The sequence below is a fragment of the Streptomyces himastatinicus ATCC 53653 genome, from assembly GCF_000158915.1.
GTDB lineage: Bacteria > Actinomycetota > Actinomycetes > Streptomycetales > Streptomycetaceae > Streptomyces > Streptomyces himastatinicus.
The window spans coordinates 824,715-840,511 of sequence record NZ_GG657754.1 but is presented as its reverse complement, the minus strand read 5'-3'; the positions used below and the strand labels follow the sequence as shown (position 1 = coordinate 840,511).

Here is a 15,797-nt window from a genome sequence, read left to right as displayed (position 1 = left end):
TTCTCGACCGCGACGTACTCGGCGAACGACCCCCAGTGGGTGAAGCCCGGCTGCGTCTGCCGTTCGCACACCTGCTGGGCGCCGTCCGCGCACGCGGCGCAGCGCCCGCAGGCGCAGACGAAGGGCACCGTGACCCGCCGGCCGGGGCGCCAGTTCAGGACGTCGGGGCCGATCTCCTCGATCGTGCCCGCGAGTTCATGGCCGGGGACGTGCGGCAGCCGGATGTCCGGGGCGTGGCCCATCCAGCCGTGCCAGTCGCTGCGGCACAGCCCGGTGGCCTCGACGCGGATGACCGCGCCGCGCGGGGAGGGGGTGGGATCGTCGACGGTCCGTACCTCGGGCCTGCGCCCGAAGTCGTCGAACACCACAGCACGCATAACCCGCTCCCTCGCTCGAACTCCCGGTGGGGTCGCCCGAACCTACACCACCGTGCCTCAGCGCTTGTCGCGCTGTCCGTCGGCGAGTTGCCGCGACGTACGATCGGCGCCCGCCTGGCGCTGGGCGCGCTCGGCGAGGGTGGGGAAGAGGCCGCCGAGGGCGCTGCCGAAGCGCAGCTCCAGCGGGGCCACGTTCACCTCGCCCCGGTTCCGTTCGATCGCGCGGACGGTGGCGGCCGCCACCCGGCGGGTGGTGATGGTGCGCACGCCGGGGGGTGTGGAGGCGCCGGAGTCGGCGAACATCCCGGCGTCGCCGACGAACCCGGGCTGCACCAGCGTGACCCCGACGCCCGTGCCGTGCAGGTCCTGCCGCAGCCCGAGCGCGAAGCCGCGCAGCCCGAACTTGGCCGCGTTGTAGAGGGCGGCGCCGGGGGAGGCGGTACGGCCCGACAGCGAGCCGATCATCACCAGCTGCCCGGACCCCGCGGCCACCAGTCGCGGCGCCATCAGCCGCGACAGCAGCAGCGGGGCGCGCAGATTGACGTCGAGGGCGCGGTCGAGGTGGTCCGTGTCGTAGCCGAGGACGTCACCGCTGGAGGGCAGCGCGGCGTTGGCGATCAGGACGCGGGCGTCCGCCGCCTCCGCCTCTTCGACGAGCCGCTCCACATCGGACCGTTCGGCCAGGTCGGCGACGATCGGAGTGGCGCCGAGCCGCTCGGCCAGCGGCCGCAGCACCTCCTCGCGGCGCCCGGTGAGCAGCAGCTTGGCGCCCTTGGCGGCGAGGGCCCGGGCGAGGGTCTGCCCTATGCCCCCGGTCGCTCCGGTGAGCAGGACGGTGGTGCCGCTGATCCGCATGCGTTCTCCTCCGGGGACGGTGGTGTGAGGGGCGCCGCCGCCCCAAGCCGAACCGTACCCGTCGGTAGACCATCACGCGCCCCCGGGATCCATGCCGCTGACCCGGGCTATCGCCTCGACCTCGCGCCGGTCGTTCTCCTGCTGGTTGCCGAACTCGACGACCAACTGGAGCCCGTGCGGTCCCAGCAGACTGGTCAGCTTGGCCAGTTCCCGCCCGAGAGCGGGGGTGAACAGATCCCGGTCGAACGCGGTGAACGGTACGTCGATACCGGTGGGGCCGCCCGCGGACCGGCCCACGATGGCGTCGTTGATGCCGTGCAGGATGCGCAGCAGCAGATCGTACGACGCGGGGTCGAGGCGCGACTGAAGGTCGGCCAGGTGGAGTGCGAACTGCTTGGCGCGCTCCAGGAATTGCTCTTCGTCCATCCCACCATCGTGGCGAAAACCGTCGCCGAGCGCCCCGCGAACCGGGGATTCTGCGGTCCAGGCTAATGATCACGGGTGATTGTGCTGCCGAGCCCGTACACTCGGCGCGCGTTGTCCGCGCCGAGGAGCGCCGCCACCCGCCCGGCGTCGCCGCTCGACCACGCGCCCTCGCGCACCCACTGGTCCAGCAGCCCGGTCAGCGCCTCCCGGAACAGCCGCGCGCCCACCATGTACAGCTCGGGCAGCCCGTAGGCGTCGGTGGAGAACAGCACCTTGCCGAAGGGGGCCAGCTCCAGCATCTCGGCGAGCACCGCCCCGGCCCGCGCCCCGGTGTGGGTCAGGGACAGGCCGACGTCGGCGTAGACATGCGGGAAGACCGCGGCGAGGTACGCCGCGCCGCGGTGGTACGGATAGCCGTGCAGCAGGATCAGCGAGCAGCCGGTGGGGCGCACGGCGCGGATGAAGTCGGTGAGCGCGAGCGGATCGCAGCGGTCCAGCCGCAGATCCGGATCGCCGAAGCCGGTGTGCAGCTGGAGCGGCAGCCCGGTGCGGGCCGCGGACCACAGCAGATGGCGCAGCAGCACGGGGTCGGTCACCCGGGCCGCGGGCGCGCCGCCCTCGGCGCGGTGGGCGAGCCAGCGCTCGGCCGCGGTGTGCACGGCGGCGGGGGCGGGTGCGTCGGGCTCGAAGTGGAGGCCGTAGCGGTACGCGGCCACCGATTTGAAGCCCGCTGCGGTACGGGCGGCCTCCCGGATCCCGTCGGCGAGCCCGGCCAGGAAGTCGTCGGCGCTGCGCGAGGTGTCGGCGGTCCGCTCCGCGAGGTGTTCCAGCCGGACGATCTCGTGCGCGGTGCCACCGGCCGCCGCTGCCAGCTCGTCCGGGGTGGTGAGATCGCCGGGGAGGCCGGTGTCGACGAGGAAGTCGGTGATCCCGGCGGCGCTCAGCAGCCGCCGGTTGACCTCCCGTACCCCCAGCTCCCGCCGACGGGCGAGATAGCGGGCGGGCGGGCAGTGCGGTTCCAGGTCGAGCAGCGGCGGGCACCAGCGGCGCAGTGCGAAGCCCAGCTGGCTGTCGAAGAAGGTGGTGCCGAGCGCGGCGGGCGCGTCGGACTCGGTCAGGAACGCCTCGAATGCGGCGGGGTCCAGTTCGTGGCGGGCCACCCCATGACAGTGGTGGTCCACCAGCGGCGGCAGAGACAGCCCGTTTGGCGCCGACCCCTCGGCGGAGCGCATCGTTCAGTACCGTCCCCGGGTCGCGGCCGCGATCTCCTGCGGGGTGGCCTTCTCGAACAGCGCCGCCTCGGCGCGGCGTACGGCGGCGATGGACTCGAAGAGCGGATCGCCCAGCGCCTCGCGCAGCACCGCCGAGTCCTCGAAGTGCTCCAGCGCGCCGAGCAGCGAGGTGGGCAGCCGCCGCTCCCGGTCCGTACGCGCCGGGTCGCCGGAGACCGGTGGTGGCAGGGTGAGCCCGGCGTCGAGCCCGGCGAGCCCGGCGGCGATGACCGCGCCCGTCACCAGATAGGGGTTGGCCGCCGGGTCGAAGCACTTGACCTCGGCGTTGGCCCCGCCCGGGTCGTCCGGGGCGCCGGTGATGAAGCGCAGCGCGGCCTCGCGGTTCTCCAGCCCCCAGCACTGGTACGCCCCGGCCCAGCGGGAGGGTTCCAGCCGCAGATAGCTCGCGGGGGAGGGGGCGCCGATGGCGAGCAGGGCGGGCAGCGCGCGCAGCACTCCGGCGAGGAACGCCTCGCTGGTCGCGGTCATGCCGTGCGGTCCGTCCCCGTCCCGGCACAGATTGCGCTCGCCCTGCCACAGGCTCAGGTGCAGATGGCCGCCGTTGCCGACCGTGCCCGCCTCGGCGACCGGGCCGAACAGCGGTGTCAGCCCGTGCCGTGCCGACACCCCGCGAATCGTTTCGCGGACGAGGACGGCGAGATCGGCGGCGCCCACCGGATCCGCGGGCGCCACGGACACCTCGAACTGCCCGGCCGCGTACTCCGGATGCAGCTGAAGCACCTCCACGCCCTGGGTGTGCAGCGTGTCGAGTACATCGGCGAGGTAGCCGGAGAGGTCGACCAGGCGCGCCATGCCGTAGGCCGGGCCCGTACCGGCGTAGCGCGGGCCCGGGGCGGCGTTGTACGGGCCGGGGCCGGGCGTGTCGTCCGTACCGCCGGTGCCGCCCGTGGTGACGACCCACTCCGTTTCGAACCCCATGCGCAGCGCGATGCCCCGCCCATGTGCCCGCTCGGCCATCCGGCGGGCGAACAGCCGCTGGCAGGTGGGGTGTTCCAGGCCGGACTGGGCGTAGCGGTCGGCCGGTGCCCAGGCCCAGCCGGGCTGGGCGGCCAGCGCGGTGAGCCGGTCGAGGTCGGGGAAGAGCCGCAGATCGCCGTCGGGCCCGCCGATATGAGGGCTCGTCGTCATCGAGTCGTCCACGAGGTACACGTCGAAGACGGGGGACATGCCGACGCCACGCCGTGCGCTGTGGGCGAGCCGCCCGGTGGGCACGGACTTGACCCGGGTGAGTCCCGCGTTGTCCACCCAGGTCAGGGCGATGCCATGGATGCCCTGCGCGGTGAGCCGGTCGGCTTCCTGCCGCGCTCGTGCCTGTGCCTGTTCGCGATCGCCCGTCCCCATGGGCTACCTCCTCCGCCGCGGCCTGTATGCCGAGACTATTGCCTGTGGGGGGCATTATGGTGACGGATTGTCCCGATCGCATACGGGGTGTGACGGTGGGATATGCCTTCCCCATAACCGTCGCGAACGTCCCCGCTCGGTTTCAGCGGCCCAGGTGCTCGGTGATGTCGTCGAGGACGACACGCGCGGCGGTCGGCCCGGCTTGAGGTACCAGGGGTCGTCGTCCACCGTGACGGTGTGTCCGGCGCGCACCGCGTCGTCGAACCTCTGTGACGTCGGGCGGCCGAGCCCCATGAAGCGGCTGACGATCGTCCGCGCCCGGTCGCGCTCGCCGACCGCGTCCGCGACCGTCAGCAGGTCCTTCTTCCAGTTGACCCCGACTCCAGTAGCTTAGGTGCGGCTTACCTCAGCCTGTGCCGGTGGTCAGCGTTCCCGCGCGGGGTCGGTGTTCTCCTGGAGGACGTCGGTCAGACAGGCGAGATACATCTCGATGGCCTGGACGGGCTCCCGCACCCGCTTCCCCGACAGCTTCCCGATCTTCTCCAGCCGGTACAGCAGCGTGTTCCGGTGGATGTGCAGCCGCTCAGCGGAGCGCACCAGATGGAAACCGCCCTCCGCCCAGCCGATCAGCGTCTCCCGCAGCGTCGGCCAGTCCGGCTGGCCGCGCAGATCCCCCAGCACCGCATCGGCGAACCGCGCCCGGCCATGGCGCGGAGTGGATCCCAGCAGATGCGGTATCCGCAGCTCGGACGCGGTATAGACGCGGTCGCCGGGGAAGACGGCCGGTCCGGTGCGCAGCGCGGTCGCCGCGTCGCGATAGGAGTGGTGCATCCCCGTGGTGCCCGTACCGGGCTCGCCGACGGCCATCCGCCCGTCCAGGCCATGGCGTTCGTGCAGCAGCGACAGCAACTGGCCGCAGGCGTCGGCGAGCCGTCCCGGGGCCGTGCGCTCTCCGTACGCGGCGGCCAGCACCACGTACCGCCCCGCCGCCTGTTCGCCCGCCACATCCTGCCGGTCCCGGAACACCTCCCGCACGGTCCGCAGCACCGTGATCCGGGACATCGCCGCGCCCTCGTCGGCGGCGCGCACCTCCAGCAGCAGCGCGGCCCGGGCCGCACCGGGGGCCAGGCCCAGTTCCACCGCCCGGGCGTCCACCGCCCCGGCGTCGACCACCTCGGGGTCGTAGAGCGCGATGTCCCGTACGAAGTCGTCGACCGCCCGCTCGTGGAGCATGCGCGAACGCAGCAGCGCCGCCTCCTCCAGCAGGATCTCCGCCTGCCGCCGCACCACCAGGCCGAAGCGGTCCACCTCCTCGGGCTCCCCGGTGAGACAGACCGTGCCGATCACCTCCTCCCCGACGGTGATCGGCAGGCTCATCCCCTGCCGCACCCCGCGCATCCGGCTTGCCTGCCCTGCGGTGTGGATGGCGGGCCGCCCGGTGCGCACCACCTCCAGCGACGCCTCGTGGACGGTGCCGACGCGCGAGAGGTCGCCGCAGCCGATGACGACCGCACCGGGGTCGGTGATCAGCACGTTGAAGCCGGTGATCCGGCCGATGTCATGGGCGATCTCCTGAGCCAGCTGCGGGGTCAGGACGGGGTGGCCGCTCAGAGGGTCCATGGGCGGATCGTACAAGCGACCCGGCCAAGCAGTGGATCACTTCGTGCGACTTCTACGATGACCGAGAGCCCCGCGCTGCCTACCGTCTTCCGACATCAGCACCGGGCGCCCCGCGACCGCCCGGCCATCCGTCCTCCTCCTCCCCAGGAGCACCCTCTCCGGAGACGGCCTATGAGCACAGCATCACTCGAAAAGTCCCGTCCCACCCGCACCCACTGGCTCATCACGCTCTACGCGGGCGGCGGCGAGTTCTGCGACGGCTACATCCTCAGCATCATCGGCGTCGCACTGCCGCTCCTCACCGCCGACTACCACCTGAACTCCTTCGACGCCGGAGTCGTCGGCTCCGCGTCCCTGGTCGGCATGTTCGCCGGCGGTCTGATCTTCGGTTACGTCACCGACCTGGTCGGGCGGCAGAAGGTCTATCTCTTCGACATCGCAGCCTTCATCGTGCTGTCCGCGGCCCAGTTCTTCGTCACCGATCCCTGGCAGCTCACCGTGCTGCGCTTCCTCATGGGCATCGCCATCGGCGCGGACTTCGCCATCGCGGGCACCATCGCCTCCGAGTTCGCACCCCGCAACTCCCGGGGTCCGCTGCTGGTCATCATGGTGACGATGTGGTCGGTCGGCGCCGCCGTCGCGTACGTCGTCGGCTGGGCGATGATGTCCTCCGGCCATGACGACTGGCGCTGGATGCTCGCGAGCAGCGCGATCCCCGCCGTCCTCATCCTGCTGCTGCGCTTCGGCACCCCCGAGTCCCCGCGCTGGCTGCTCAGCAAGGGGCGTACCGACGAGGCCGAGGCCGTGCTGAAGCAGATGCTCGGCCCGGACGCGACCCTGGCCGAGCTGGAGGCGGACACCGCCTCGCGCACCCGCTACGGCGACATCTTCCGCGGCGCCTATCTGCGCAGGACCGTCTTCATCAGCGTCTTCTGGGCGTGCCAGCTGCTGCCCATCTACGCCATCACCACGTACGAACCCACCATCCTGGCCTCCTTCGGACTGGCCGACGGCAACGACTCGTACCTCGGCTCGGTCGTGGTGCAGATCTTCTTCGTGCTCGGCTCGCTCTCCGGGATCCTGGTCGTCAACAAGGGGCGGCGCACCCTGCTGCTGTGGAGCTTCGGCCTCTCCGCCATCCCCCTGCTCGCCCTCGCCGCCTTCGCCCATCCCGCACCGGCCGTCGTGGTCGTGCTCTTCGCGGCCTTCGGCGTGGCGTGCTTCTCCAGCCAGTGCCTCCAGGCCATCTATCCCTCCGAGCTCTTCCCGACCGGGGTGCGCGCCACCGCCAACGGCTTCGCCACCGGCATCAGCCGGATCGGCGCCGCACTCGGCACCTGGGGAGCGCCCGTCGTCCTCGCCCACAGCACCCGGCTGGCGATGCTCCTCGGCGCGGTCATCTGCGTCATCGGCTGGGCCGCGTCATACGTCCTCGCGCCGGAGACCAGCGGGCTGACCCTCGCCGACGCGAGCGCGGTCGACCGCGACGGCGATCCGCGCGGCCGCTCCCGCCTCCGCCGCGGCACCGCCGCCGACCCGACCACACCGCGGCCCACGGTGAAGGAGACGTCATGACCCTCTCCGGTGCCACGCCCTCCTCGGTCACGATCGTCGGCGGCGGAGTCGTCGGCCTGATGTGCGCCCACTCCCTCGCCGCCGCCGGGCTGCGGGTCACCGTCCTGGAACGCGACCGGCTGGGCAGCGGCGCCTCCCGCGGCAACGCCGGGGAGGTCTGCCCCGACCTGGTGGAACCGCTCGCCGCCCCCGGCGTCATCGGCACCGCGCTGCGCGGGCTGCACCGCCCGGACAGCGCCCTGGCCGTCCATCCGTCGACCAGCGCCGAACTGGTGCGCTTCCTCGTCCGCTTCGGGCTGCGCGCCACCGCACGCCACCACGACCGCGGCGCGAGCGCGCTCGGCGCGCTCTTCGAAGGGCACCTTCGAACTCTTCGAGGAGCTGGAGGCGCTCGGCGTGGACGGCCAGGCGCACAAGGACGGGTTCCTGTTCGCCTTTCCGTCCCGCGCGTACGCCGCCAAGGCGCTCACCGCCTTCCGCCGGCTGGGCGCGCCGATCGCCGCCGGTGGTGTGCTCACGGGGGACGCCCTCGCGGACACCGAGCCCGCGCTCACCGAGGGGGCCCGGGCGGGGTTCGTGGTGGACGACCAGTGGTCGCTGGACCCCGGGCTCTTCGTGGACCGGCTCGCCGAGCGGCTGCGCCGTCAGGGCGTCGAACTGGTCGAGGGCGCCCGGGTGTCGGCCGTCAGTGAGCGGGCCGGGCGCGCCGAGGTGCGGACCTCGGCGGGGACGTACCGGAGCGACGCGGTGGTCGTCGCCGCGGGCATCTGGTCCCGCGAACTGGTCCGCGGGCTCGGCGTGGACCTCGATCTGGTGGCGGGCAAGGGCTACAGCTTCTCGGTGGCGGCCGAGCCCCCGCCCTCCCGGCTGGTCCACCTCGGCGCGGCCAAGGTGGTGCTCACGCCCATGGGCAAGCGGGTCCGGGTCGCCGGGACGATGGAGTTCGAGCGCGACCCCGACCGGTTCCGGCGGCGGCGCGTCGAGGCCATCGTCGCGGCCGCGCGCCCGTATCTGCGCCATGCCGACTGGGACGACCTCCAGGAGGAGTGGGTGGGCCCGCGGCCCATGACCCCCGACGGGCTGCCGCTGATCGGCCGGGTGCCCGGCCACTCCCGGGTGCTGCTGGCGACCGGTCACAACATGCTCGGGCTGATGCTCGCCCCCGCCACCGGCCGGCTGGTGGCCGGGCTGCTGACGGGGGATGCGGATCCGGCCCTTTCCTCCAGGTTTGACCCGGTACGGTGCGCTCGACGCTATCCTTGGCGTGTACATGGCATCCTGAACTGAAAAGAGGGAACTCCCCATGATCAGACGCAGGACCGTACTCGCGAGCGCGCTCGGCATCGGCGGCGGCCTTCTGCTGCCGGGGACCGGGGTGGCCCACGCGGCAGCCCGGACCGACTGGTCGCGGGCGGTGGTGGACTCCACCGTCGCCCGCTACCCGGACCCGGCCTCGCTCGGCGGCTGGGGCTACACCCGGGGGCTGTTCCTGCTGGGGGCGTACCGCGTCTACCAGCGGGTGGGCGAGCCCTCGTACCTGGCGTACATCAAGCGCTGGGTGGACAACTTCGTGGACGCCGACGGCCATATGAGCCGCACCTTCGACAACCTCGACGCCATGCAGTCCGGCAATCTGCTGCTGATGCTCCACCGGGAGACCGGCGACGCACGCTACCGGACGGCCGCCGACCAGATCCGCGCCCGCTTCGCCGACTATCCCCGCACCGCGGACGGCGGCATGTGGCACGCCACCGGCAAGACCAACGAACTGTGGGGCGACGGCGTCTTCATGGCCCAGCCGTTCCTGCTGCGGTACGGCATCGCGTACGGGGACAAGAGCTACGCGTACGACGAGGTCACCCGGAACCTCGCGGTGTACTTCCGCCACCTCAAGGCGTCGAACGGGCTGATCTACCACGCCTACGACGCGGACGGCGACGCCCCCTGGAACCCGGATGACGCCACCGGCACCTCCGCCCACTTCTGGGCCCGCGCCATCGGCTGGACCGCGATGACGCACATCGAGGTGCTGGAGATGCTGCCCGCCCGCCATCCGCGCCGCGCCGAACTCATCGCCAACGTACGGCACTTGGCCAAGGGGTTCCTGCGCTACCAGGACCGGGCGACCGGCCGCTGGTTCCAGGTCGTCGACAAGCCCGGCGAGCCGGGCAACTGGACCGAGACCTCGGCCTCCAGCATGTACACCCTGATGCTCCACGCCGCCCTGGACCACGGATGGATCCGCGGCGGCGACTACGCGGCGGCGGCGCGCCGCGGCTACCGGGGCGTCCTGGACAAGGTGACGGTCGACGCGGACGGGCTGACCAGCATCGCCGACATCAGCGAGGGCACCAACGTCGGTGATCTGGCGTACTACCTCGGCCGCAAGCGCAACACGAACGACCTGCACGGGCTGGGCGCCTTCCTGCTGATGAACGAGCGGCTGGCGTACTGACACGGGCGTACGGTCGCGCTCCCCGGGGAGCGCGACCGTACGCATGCCGGCGCGTGCTACTTCAGCTCGACCTGGAACACCTTGTCCGCGCCGTCCGCCTCCCCGCCGTTGTTGTCGGCGTTCGTCGTGGACAGCCACAGCGTGTTCTTGCCGGGCACCGTCTCGACGGTGCGCAGCCGCCCGTACGAGCTGGTGTAGTACGCCTTCGGGGTGCCCGCGCTCGTCCCGTCGACCGGGATCCGCCACAGCCGCTCGCCCCGGAGCGCCGCCATGTAGAGGGCGCCGTCGGCATAGGTGACCCCGCTGGGCGATGCCTCGCCGACGGTCCACTGGCGCTTGGGGTTGGTCATCCCGGAGGTGGAGCAGCTGCCCTCGCAGGTGGGCCAGCCGTAGTTCTTGCCCGCCTCGATGAGGTTGAGTTCGTCGTACGTGCTGTTGCCCAGCTCCGCCTCCCACAGCCTGCCCTGCGCGTCCCAGGTGAGGCCCTGCGGGTTGCGGTGGCCCAGGGAGTAGACGAGGGTGCCGAACGGGTTGCCGGGGGCGGCCTTGCCGTCGGTGGTCATCCGCAGGATCTTGCCGTTGAGCGAGTTCTTGTCCTGCGCGTTGCTGGATGTCTGCGCGTCCCCGGTGGTGGCGTACAGATAGCCGTCCGGGCCGAACTTGAGGCGCCCGCCGTTGTGGTACTTGTTCTTCTTGATGCCGGTGACGATCGCCTTGTAGCCGCTCAGTGAGGAACCGTCGTAGGTCATGCGGGCGATCCGGTTGCCGTCGGACGCCGTGTGCATGATGTAGACGTAGTGATCGGTGTTCCAGTTCGGGGACACCGCGAGGCCCATCAGCCCGCCCTCGCCGCTGGTGGTCACCACATTGGGCACCGTGCCCACCTGGGTCTTGGCGCCCGACTGGGTGAGCTTGAAGAGTTTGAACGAGTCCCGCTCGCTGATCAGCGCCGAGCCGTCCGGCAGCCAGCTCAGCCCCCAGGGGATCGACCAGCCGGACGAGACCGTCGAGATGGCTGAGGGGACGGAATCGGCCGCGGCCGGTGCGGCGTTGCCGGTGCCCGCCTGGGTGAGCAGCAGCCCGGCGGTGAGCGCTGTGGTGGCGGCCGCGGCCACCAGGGTGTTCCGACAGCTCTTCATCGCGTGTCCTCCTATTGGAGCTTGTACGCCTTGAAGTTCCGGGTGAGCAGATACGTGGTCTGGAGGCCGCTGCTGTTCAGGCTCCGGTAGATGCCCCACTTGGGCCGCAGGTAGTTCTTGCCGCGCCACAGGTCCAGGCCGGTGCGCTTGTACGAGGCGACTTCCTTGCCGCCGGTGGTCACCGACCAGTCGGCGTACGCGCCCGAGTCGGCCGCCTTGACCTCGACCGACACATCGCTCCAGGCGCCCTGGAGCGGCGCCATGTTCGCGGCCCCGGCCTCGGTCAGGTTGTCGTCGTCGTCCGAGGTCCGGATTTCGACCTTCGGGCCGTTGTCGTGCTGGTGCAGCGACATGGTGAACAGCGGGGCGGCCACGTCCCCCACCTTGATCTGCATGATGTGGGTGAAGCTCGTCGTCGCGTCCAGCGTGTCCGGCACGTACATCTGGTACTGGATGCGCCAGGTCTCGTTCTTCAGGATCTTGACGGCGGAGCCGTCCTGCTTCATGCCCCGGACCTCGTTGCGCTGGCGGTCGGTGCTGGTGTCCACGTCCCTGGGGTAGTGCATATCGGTCCGGAAACCGCCCTGGGAGGGGTAGATGTGGGTGGTTCCGGGGTGGGAGTCGGCGCGGTCGTCCTCGGCGCCCTCGAAGGCGCTGGCGACACTCGCGCCCGACGCGGGGTTCCACTTGAGGCTCCAGGACGCGGCCGGCGCCTGCGGGGAGCGCTCCGTGCCGTAGGCGACCGCGGCCGGAGCGATCAGCGCGGCGGTGGCCGCGAGGGTGAGGGCGGTGCGCGGTAAGAGCGGTGGGCGCTCCATCAAGGATTCTCCTGTCTGATCCTTGTTCACATTGGGGGACTGTGAAGGTAGGAGGTGTGCCCTCATGAGTCAAGGAATGGTGCGGACCAAGAGGGCGGTCGCCGCAGGTTCTCGGGGCCTGAACCCCTCAACTACCTGCGGATTCCGCTTGTTTCGCTGAATCGTGCACCGTATGTCCCGCACAAGAGATCGGAGGATTTTGACTGCACGCTTATTGACCGGACACCGCCAGGCCGTGACGCTGCATCAGGAACGCCATCCCGTCGCACCCCACCGCGCCCCCGAGAAGGAGCCGCCCATGGGCCGCAGTTCGCGCCGCCTAGGCGCCTGGCTGGCCGCCGTCCTGCTGGCCATCGGCACGCTCGCCCTGGCCGGTCCGGTCCCCGCCCGGGCCGAGGTGGTCAACCCCCGGCAACAGTGGCTCCGGGACTCCCAGGCGGGCCTCTTCCTGCACTGGGGCATGCGCACCTCGCCCGGCTACACCAGCTGCGCCGCCTGGGAGAAGGCGGTGACCGACGGCGGCTGGAGTGCCGGCTACTGGGTGGACGAGGCCAAGAAGCTGCACGCCAAGTACCTCGTCCTCGCCTCCTTCCACAGCCGGCTGGGATACGCGCGCGCCTGGCCCTCCGCCATCCCGGGCAGTTGCTCCACCAAGCGGGACTTCCTGGGCGAGCTGGTCGACGCGGCGGGCAAGCAGGGGCTGAAGGTCATGCTCTACATGACCGACGATCCGCAGTGGCACGACGAGGGCGGCCATGAATGGCTCGACTCGGCGGCGTACTCCGCCTCCAAGGGCCGTGACGTCGACCTGACCACGCGCGACGGATTCGGTGAGTACTCGTACGACAACTTCGTCGAAGTGATGAAGAAGTACCCGAAGCTTTCGGGTTTCTGGATCGACAACGACAACGACTACTGGCTCGACCACGGCCTCTACGAGAAGATCCGCGCCGACCGCCCGTCCTGGCTGCTGAGCAACAACAACGAAGACACGCCGATCATGGACACGGTCAGCAATGAGCAGAAGACCGGCATGACCCCGGCGTACGACTATCCGCAGGCCATCTGGACCCCTCAGCCGCGGCTCACCGAGGCCTGCTTCAAGCTCCCGAGCAGCGGCGCCTGGTGGTACAGCGGCACCGACTCGGCGGTGGACCACGGACTCACCCTGGGCCGGCTGATCAGCAACTCCGGATCCTCCGTGAAGTCGCTCATGGCCGAAACAGCCCAGGTGAACGGGAAGTTCCCCAGCAAACAGGAAGCCTTCAACAACGCCGCGAAGACCTATCTCGACAAGATCTGGGGCTCGCTGGACGGCACCGAGGGCGGTGGCTATGCGTACGGCGGGCTCCAGCCCGGCTCCTGGAACGACGGCGCCCGCGGGGTGACCACGGTCAGCAGGACCGACCCCGACCAGCACTACCTCCACGTCCTGACCAAGCCGTCCGGCTCCACACTGACCGTACGGGACAACGGCTACCGGGTATCGGGCGTCACCGACTTCCGTACCGGAAGGAAACTGGCCTTCAGCCAGGGCGAGGGAAAGCTCACCGTCTCCGGCATCAGCGGCTGGGATCCGTACGACACCGTCCTGAGCGTCCGGACCGACGGCAGGCAGGGGCTGATTCCGGCCGACTCCATGACCGCGAGCGCCAGTGCCTCGGCGAGCGGCCACCCGGCCTCCGCCGTCCTCGACGGCGATCCGCAGACCTACTGGGACAACAACACCAAGCTGCCCGCCACGGTCACCTTCGATCTGCGCTCGGCCAGAAGCGTCCGGTATCTGGCCGTCAACCAGCGGGAGTGGTCGGTCTCCTACGCCCGGTCCGACACCGAACAGTCCGCCCGGATCCGTGACTACCAGGTGCAGGTCTCCGGCGACGGCAGCACCTGGGGCAGCCCGGTCAAGGCCGGAACCCTGCCCAGCGCCCGCGGGGTGCAGTTCATCGACCTCCCCGCGACCACCAAGCGCTTTGTCCGGCTCACCGTCAACAGCACCTGGGCCGCGGCCACCGACACCAAGCGCTATCAGAAGCTGCTGATCGACGAGGTGCGCATCGGATCCGGCTACCCGAAGGGCGATTCATGACGCGCTCGACGCGCTTACGGACCGCCGTCATCACGGCGGCCGCAGCCTGCCTGCTCGCCGTGGCTCCCCAGACCGCCACCGCACAGCCCGGCGCCGCCGACCGTACGTACGACGTACGCGACTACGGGGCCACGGGCGACGGCACGACGCTGGACGACGACGCCATCGACCGGGCGATCGACGCGGCAGCCGCCGCTCCCGGCCGCGGCACCGTGCTGTTCCCGCCCGGCACCTACAAGTCCCGCACCCTCCACCTCAAGAGCGACATCACCCTGCACCTCGCCAAGGGCGCGACGCTGCTCGCCGCCGCCGGAGGCATGGACGAGGCCGAGCCCAACCCCTGGGACGCCTACCAGGACTTCGGCCACAGCCACTTCCGCAACGCGCTGCTGACGGGCGAGAACATCCACCACCTCGCCATCACCGGGTCCGGCACCCTCGACGGGGAGGGGCTGGGCACCAGCAACACCCTGGAACCGGGCGTCGGCGACAAGATCCTCTCCCTCAAGCGCTGCGCCGACCTGGACATCCAGGACGTCACCTTCACCCGGGGCGGCCACTTCGCGCTGCTGCTCAACGGCTGCGACGGCGTACGGATGACCCGCACCAAGGTGCTCACCAGCACCGACCGGGACGCCGTCAACCTCATCAACAGCCGCCATGTCGACATCGGCCAGTCCCGCATCGAGGGCCGGGACGACGGCGTCGTCCTCAAGAGCGACTACGCGCTGGGCCGGACCTACACCAGCCAGGACGTCCGGGTCCATGACTCCGATGTGCTGTCCACCGAGAACAACGCGCTCCAGTTCGGCTCGGAGACCTGTGGCGACTTCCGCGACATCCGCTTCGACCGGCTCCGGATCGGCGGCGGGGGCAAGGCGGCCATCGGCATCGTCTCCATGGACGGCGCCGACATCAGCGACGTCCGCTACTCGGACATCACCATGACCAAGGGCGCCACCCCCGTCTTCATCAAGATCGGCGACCGAAAGCGCTGCCCGGGCGCCCCGCCCGCGGGCCGGATCCACGACATCCGCTTCAGGAACGTCACCGGCACCGGGCTGACCCACCCGGTCACCGGCGTCGACTACACCAGCACCATCACCGGAGCGCCCGGCGCGGACGTGGAGGACATCACCTTCGACCGGGTGCGGCTGACCGTCCCCGGCGGCCACCCCGCCTCCGACGCGGAGCTGGTCCCCGGCGAGTTCCTCACCGACTACGTCCCCAAGACCTATGGGGTGCGCCCGTCCTACGGCTGGTGGATCCGGCACGCCAAGGGCATCACCTTCACCAACAGCGCCGTCACGACCGACACCAACGACGACCGGCCCGCGTTCATCGCCGACGACGGGGTAGGCATCACCCTCGACCGGGTCACGGCCGGGCGCGGCACCGCCAGTCCGTACGACGTGGGCTTCAGCGGCGTCACCGGCCCCGTGGTCCGGCACAGCACCACCACCGACGGCGAGGCGCTGCGGATCAGGACCACCGGCTGACGTCCCGCCGAGACACCCTCTGGCCCAACCCGACACCCGGAAACCGGAAGGCAGGTCAATGCCATGAACGAAACCGTGCGGCAGACGGCTCCCGAGGCGGTGGACCACACCCGGACCCCCGCGCCGGAAACAGCCTGGCAGACCCCCGACTACGTGGTCGTCGAGACCGCGCTGGAGGTCACCGCCTACTCGCTCAACGCCCGCTGACGGCAGCCGCCATGCGCGTGCGTGTGCTCGGCACCGCGGCGGGCGGCGGCGTACCCCAGTGGAACTGCGCGTGCCCCGGATGCTCCGGGGGCACGCGCCCACCC

General features: G+C 71.0%; 14 protein-coding genes and 1 pseudogene. 7 read left to right on the top strand and 8 right to left on the bottom strand.

Annotated elements, in window-relative coordinates:
- The 6 genes from SSOG_RS02865 to SSOG_RS02835 form a co-directional block, all read right to left on the bottom strand.
- Nucleotides 1-377: alcohol dehydrogenase catalytic domain-containing protein (locus SSOG_RS02865; protein WP_039936416.1), on the bottom strand; the 377-nt coding region annotated here is incomplete at its 3' end.
- 57 nt (nt 378-434) lie between these two features.
- Nucleotides 435-1,232: an SDR family NAD(P)-dependent oxidoreductase gene (locus SSOG_RS02860; RefSeq protein WP_009712699.1), complete on the bottom strand. Its 798-nt coding sequence runs from the start codon at nt 1,230-1,232 to the stop codon at nt 435-437.
- 72 nt (nt 1,233-1,304) lie between these two features.
- Nucleotides 1,305-1,658, bottom strand: a complete 354-nt coding sequence (locus SSOG_RS02855; RefSeq protein ID WP_009712698.1) for a hypothetical protein — start codon at nt 1,656-1,658, stop codon at nt 1,305-1,307.
- Nucleotides 1,659-1,720: 62 nt separating this feature from the next.
- Nucleotides 1,721-2,890, bottom strand: coding sequence for an amidohydrolase family protein (locus tag SSOG_RS02850; RefSeq protein ID WP_050799746.1), 1,170 nt, complete (start codon nt 2,888-2,890; stop codon nt 1,721-1,723).
- A 3-nt stretch (nt 2,891-2,893) separates the two neighbouring features.
- On the bottom strand, nt 2,894-4,291 hold the full coding sequence (locus tag SSOG_RS02845; protein WP_009712696.1) for a type I glutamate--ammonia ligase: 1,398 nt from the start codon (nt 4,289-4,291) through the stop codon (nt 2,894-2,896).
- Between the two features lie 423 nt (nt 4,292-4,714).
- Complete coding sequence (locus SSOG_RS02835; protein ID WP_009712695.1) at nt 4,715-5,911, bottom strand: CdaR family transcriptional regulator; 1,197 nt, start codon at nt 5,909-5,911, stop codon at nt 4,715-4,717.
- Between the two features lie 171 nt (nt 5,912-6,082).
- On the opposite strand from SSOG_RS02835, the gene SSOG_RS02830 reads away from it, so the two are divergent.
- From SSOG_RS02830 to SSOG_RS02820, 4 genes and pseudogenes are all read left to right on the top strand, one after another.
- Nucleotides 6,083-7,486, top strand: a complete 1,404-nt coding sequence (locus SSOG_RS02830) for an MFS transporter (RefSeq protein WP_009712694.1) — start codon at nt 6,083-6,085, stop codon at nt 7,484-7,486.
- Nucleotides 7,483-7,839 (top strand): annotated as a pseudogene (locus SSOG_RS58300) (FAD-dependent oxidoreductase); the annotation flags it as partial. The gene SSOG_RS02830 and the pseudogene SSOG_RS58300, both read left to right, overlap by 4 nt.
- Nucleotides 7,736-8,773, top strand: coding sequence for an NAD(P)/FAD-dependent oxidoreductase (locus SSOG_RS02825; RefSeq protein ID WP_078510228.1), 1,038 nt, complete (start codon nt 7,736-7,738; stop codon nt 8,771-8,773). The pseudogene SSOG_RS58300 and the gene SSOG_RS02825, both read left to right, overlap by 104 nt.
- A gap of 16 nt (nt 8,774-8,789) precedes the next feature.
- On the top strand, nt 8,790-9,941 hold the full coding sequence (locus SSOG_RS02820) for a glycoside hydrolase family 88/105 protein (RefSeq protein WP_009712692.1): 1,152 nt from the start codon (nt 8,790-8,792) through the stop codon (nt 9,939-9,941).
- A gap of 56 nt (nt 9,942-9,997) precedes the next feature.
- Here SSOG_RS02820 and SSOG_RS02815 read toward each other — a convergent pair whose 3' ends face one another.
- Both SSOG_RS02815 and SSOG_RS02810 read right to left on the bottom strand, forming a co-directional pair.
- A complete protein-coding gene (locus SSOG_RS02815) occupies nt 9,998-11,080 on the bottom strand; it encodes a PQQ-dependent sugar dehydrogenase (RefSeq protein ID WP_009712691.1) in 1,083 nt (360 codons plus the stop codon).
- Nucleotides 11,081-11,091: 11 nt separating this feature from the next.
- The gene (locus SSOG_RS02810; RefSeq protein ID WP_039936412.1) at nt 11,092-11,898 is read right to left on the bottom strand and encodes a hypothetical protein; all 807 of its coding nucleotides are present in this window, start codon (nt 11,896-11,898) and stop codon (nt 11,092-11,094) included.
- Between the two features lie 298 nt (nt 11,899-12,196).
- On the opposite strand from SSOG_RS02810, the gene SSOG_RS02805 reads away from it, so the two are divergent.
- The 3 genes from SSOG_RS02805 to pqqA all read left to right on the top strand — a co-directional run bounded on the left by SSOG_RS02805 (nt 12,197) and on the right by pqqA (nt 15,693).
- A complete protein-coding gene (locus SSOG_RS02805; protein WP_039940546.1) occupies nt 12,197-13,987 on the top strand; it encodes a discoidin domain-containing protein in 1,791 nt (596 codons plus the stop codon).
- Entirely contained in the window at nt 13,984-15,486 is a 1,503-nt protein-coding gene (locus SSOG_RS02800) for a glycoside hydrolase family 28 protein (protein WP_009712688.1), read from the top strand. The genes SSOG_RS02805 and SSOG_RS02800 overlap by 4 nt, the downstream gene beginning before the upstream one ends.
- A gap of 63 nt (nt 15,487-15,549) precedes the next feature.
- Nucleotides 15,550-15,693 carry a pyrroloquinoline quinone precursor peptide PqqA gene (gene pqqA, locus SSOG_RS02795; RefSeq protein WP_009712687.1) on the top strand — a complete coding sequence of 48 codons (144 nt, stop codon included), beginning with the start codon at nt 15,550-15,552 and terminating at the stop codon, nt 15,691-15,693.
- The last annotated feature ends 104 nt before the right edge of the window (nt 15,694-15,797 follow it).

What these genes read in the sequence shown, in the direction of transcription:
- SSOG_RS02850 (WP_050799746.1), bottom strand. Translation starts at nt 2,890, where the DNA reads ATGCGCTCCGCCGAGGGGTCGGCGCCAAACGGGCTGTCTCTGCCGCCG.
- SSOG_RS02835 (WP_009712695.1), bottom strand. Translation starts at nt 5,911, where the DNA reads ATGGACCCTCTGAGCGGCCACCCCGTCCTGACCCCGCAGCTGGCTCAG.
- SSOG_RS02815 (WP_009712691.1), bottom strand. Translation starts at nt 11,080, where the DNA reads ATGAAGAGCTGTCGGAACACCCTGGTGGCCGCGGCCGCCACCACAGCG.
- SSOG_RS02805 (WP_039940546.1), top strand. Translation starts at nt 12,197, where the DNA reads ATGGGCCGCAGTTCGCGCCGCCTAGGCGCCTGGCTGGCCGCCGTCCTG.
- SSOG_RS02830 (WP_009712694.1), top strand. Translation starts at nt 6,083, where the DNA reads ATGAGCACAGCATCACTCGAAAAGTCCCGTCCCACCCGCACCCACTGG.
- SSOG_RS02855 (WP_009712698.1), bottom strand. Translation starts at nt 1,658, where the DNA reads ATGGACGAAGAGCAATTCCTGGAGCGCGCCAAGCAGTTCGCACTCCAC.
- SSOG_RS02800 (WP_009712688.1), top strand. Translation starts at nt 13,984, where the DNA reads ATGACGCGCTCGACGCGCTTACGGACCGCCGTCATCACGGCGGCCGCA.
- SSOG_RS02845 (WP_009712696.1), bottom strand. Translation starts at nt 4,291, where the DNA reads ATGGGGACGGGCGATCGCGAACAGGCACAGGCACGAGCGCGGCAGGAA.
- SSOG_RS02820 (WP_009712692.1), top strand. Translation starts at nt 8,790, where the DNA reads ATGATCAGACGCAGGACCGTACTCGCGAGCGCGCTCGGCATCGGCGGC.
- SSOG_RS02860 (WP_009712699.1), bottom strand. Translation starts at nt 1,232, where the DNA reads ATGCGGATCAGCGGCACCACCGTCCTGCTCACCGGAGCGACCGGGGGC.
- SSOG_RS02810 (WP_039936412.1), bottom strand. Translation starts at nt 11,898, where the DNA reads ATGGAGCGCCCACCGCTCTTACCGCGCACCGCCCTCACCCTCGCGGCC.
- pqqA (WP_009712687.1), top strand. Translation starts at nt 15,550, where the DNA reads ATGAACGAAACCGTGCGGCAGACGGCTCCCGAGGCGGTGGACCACACC.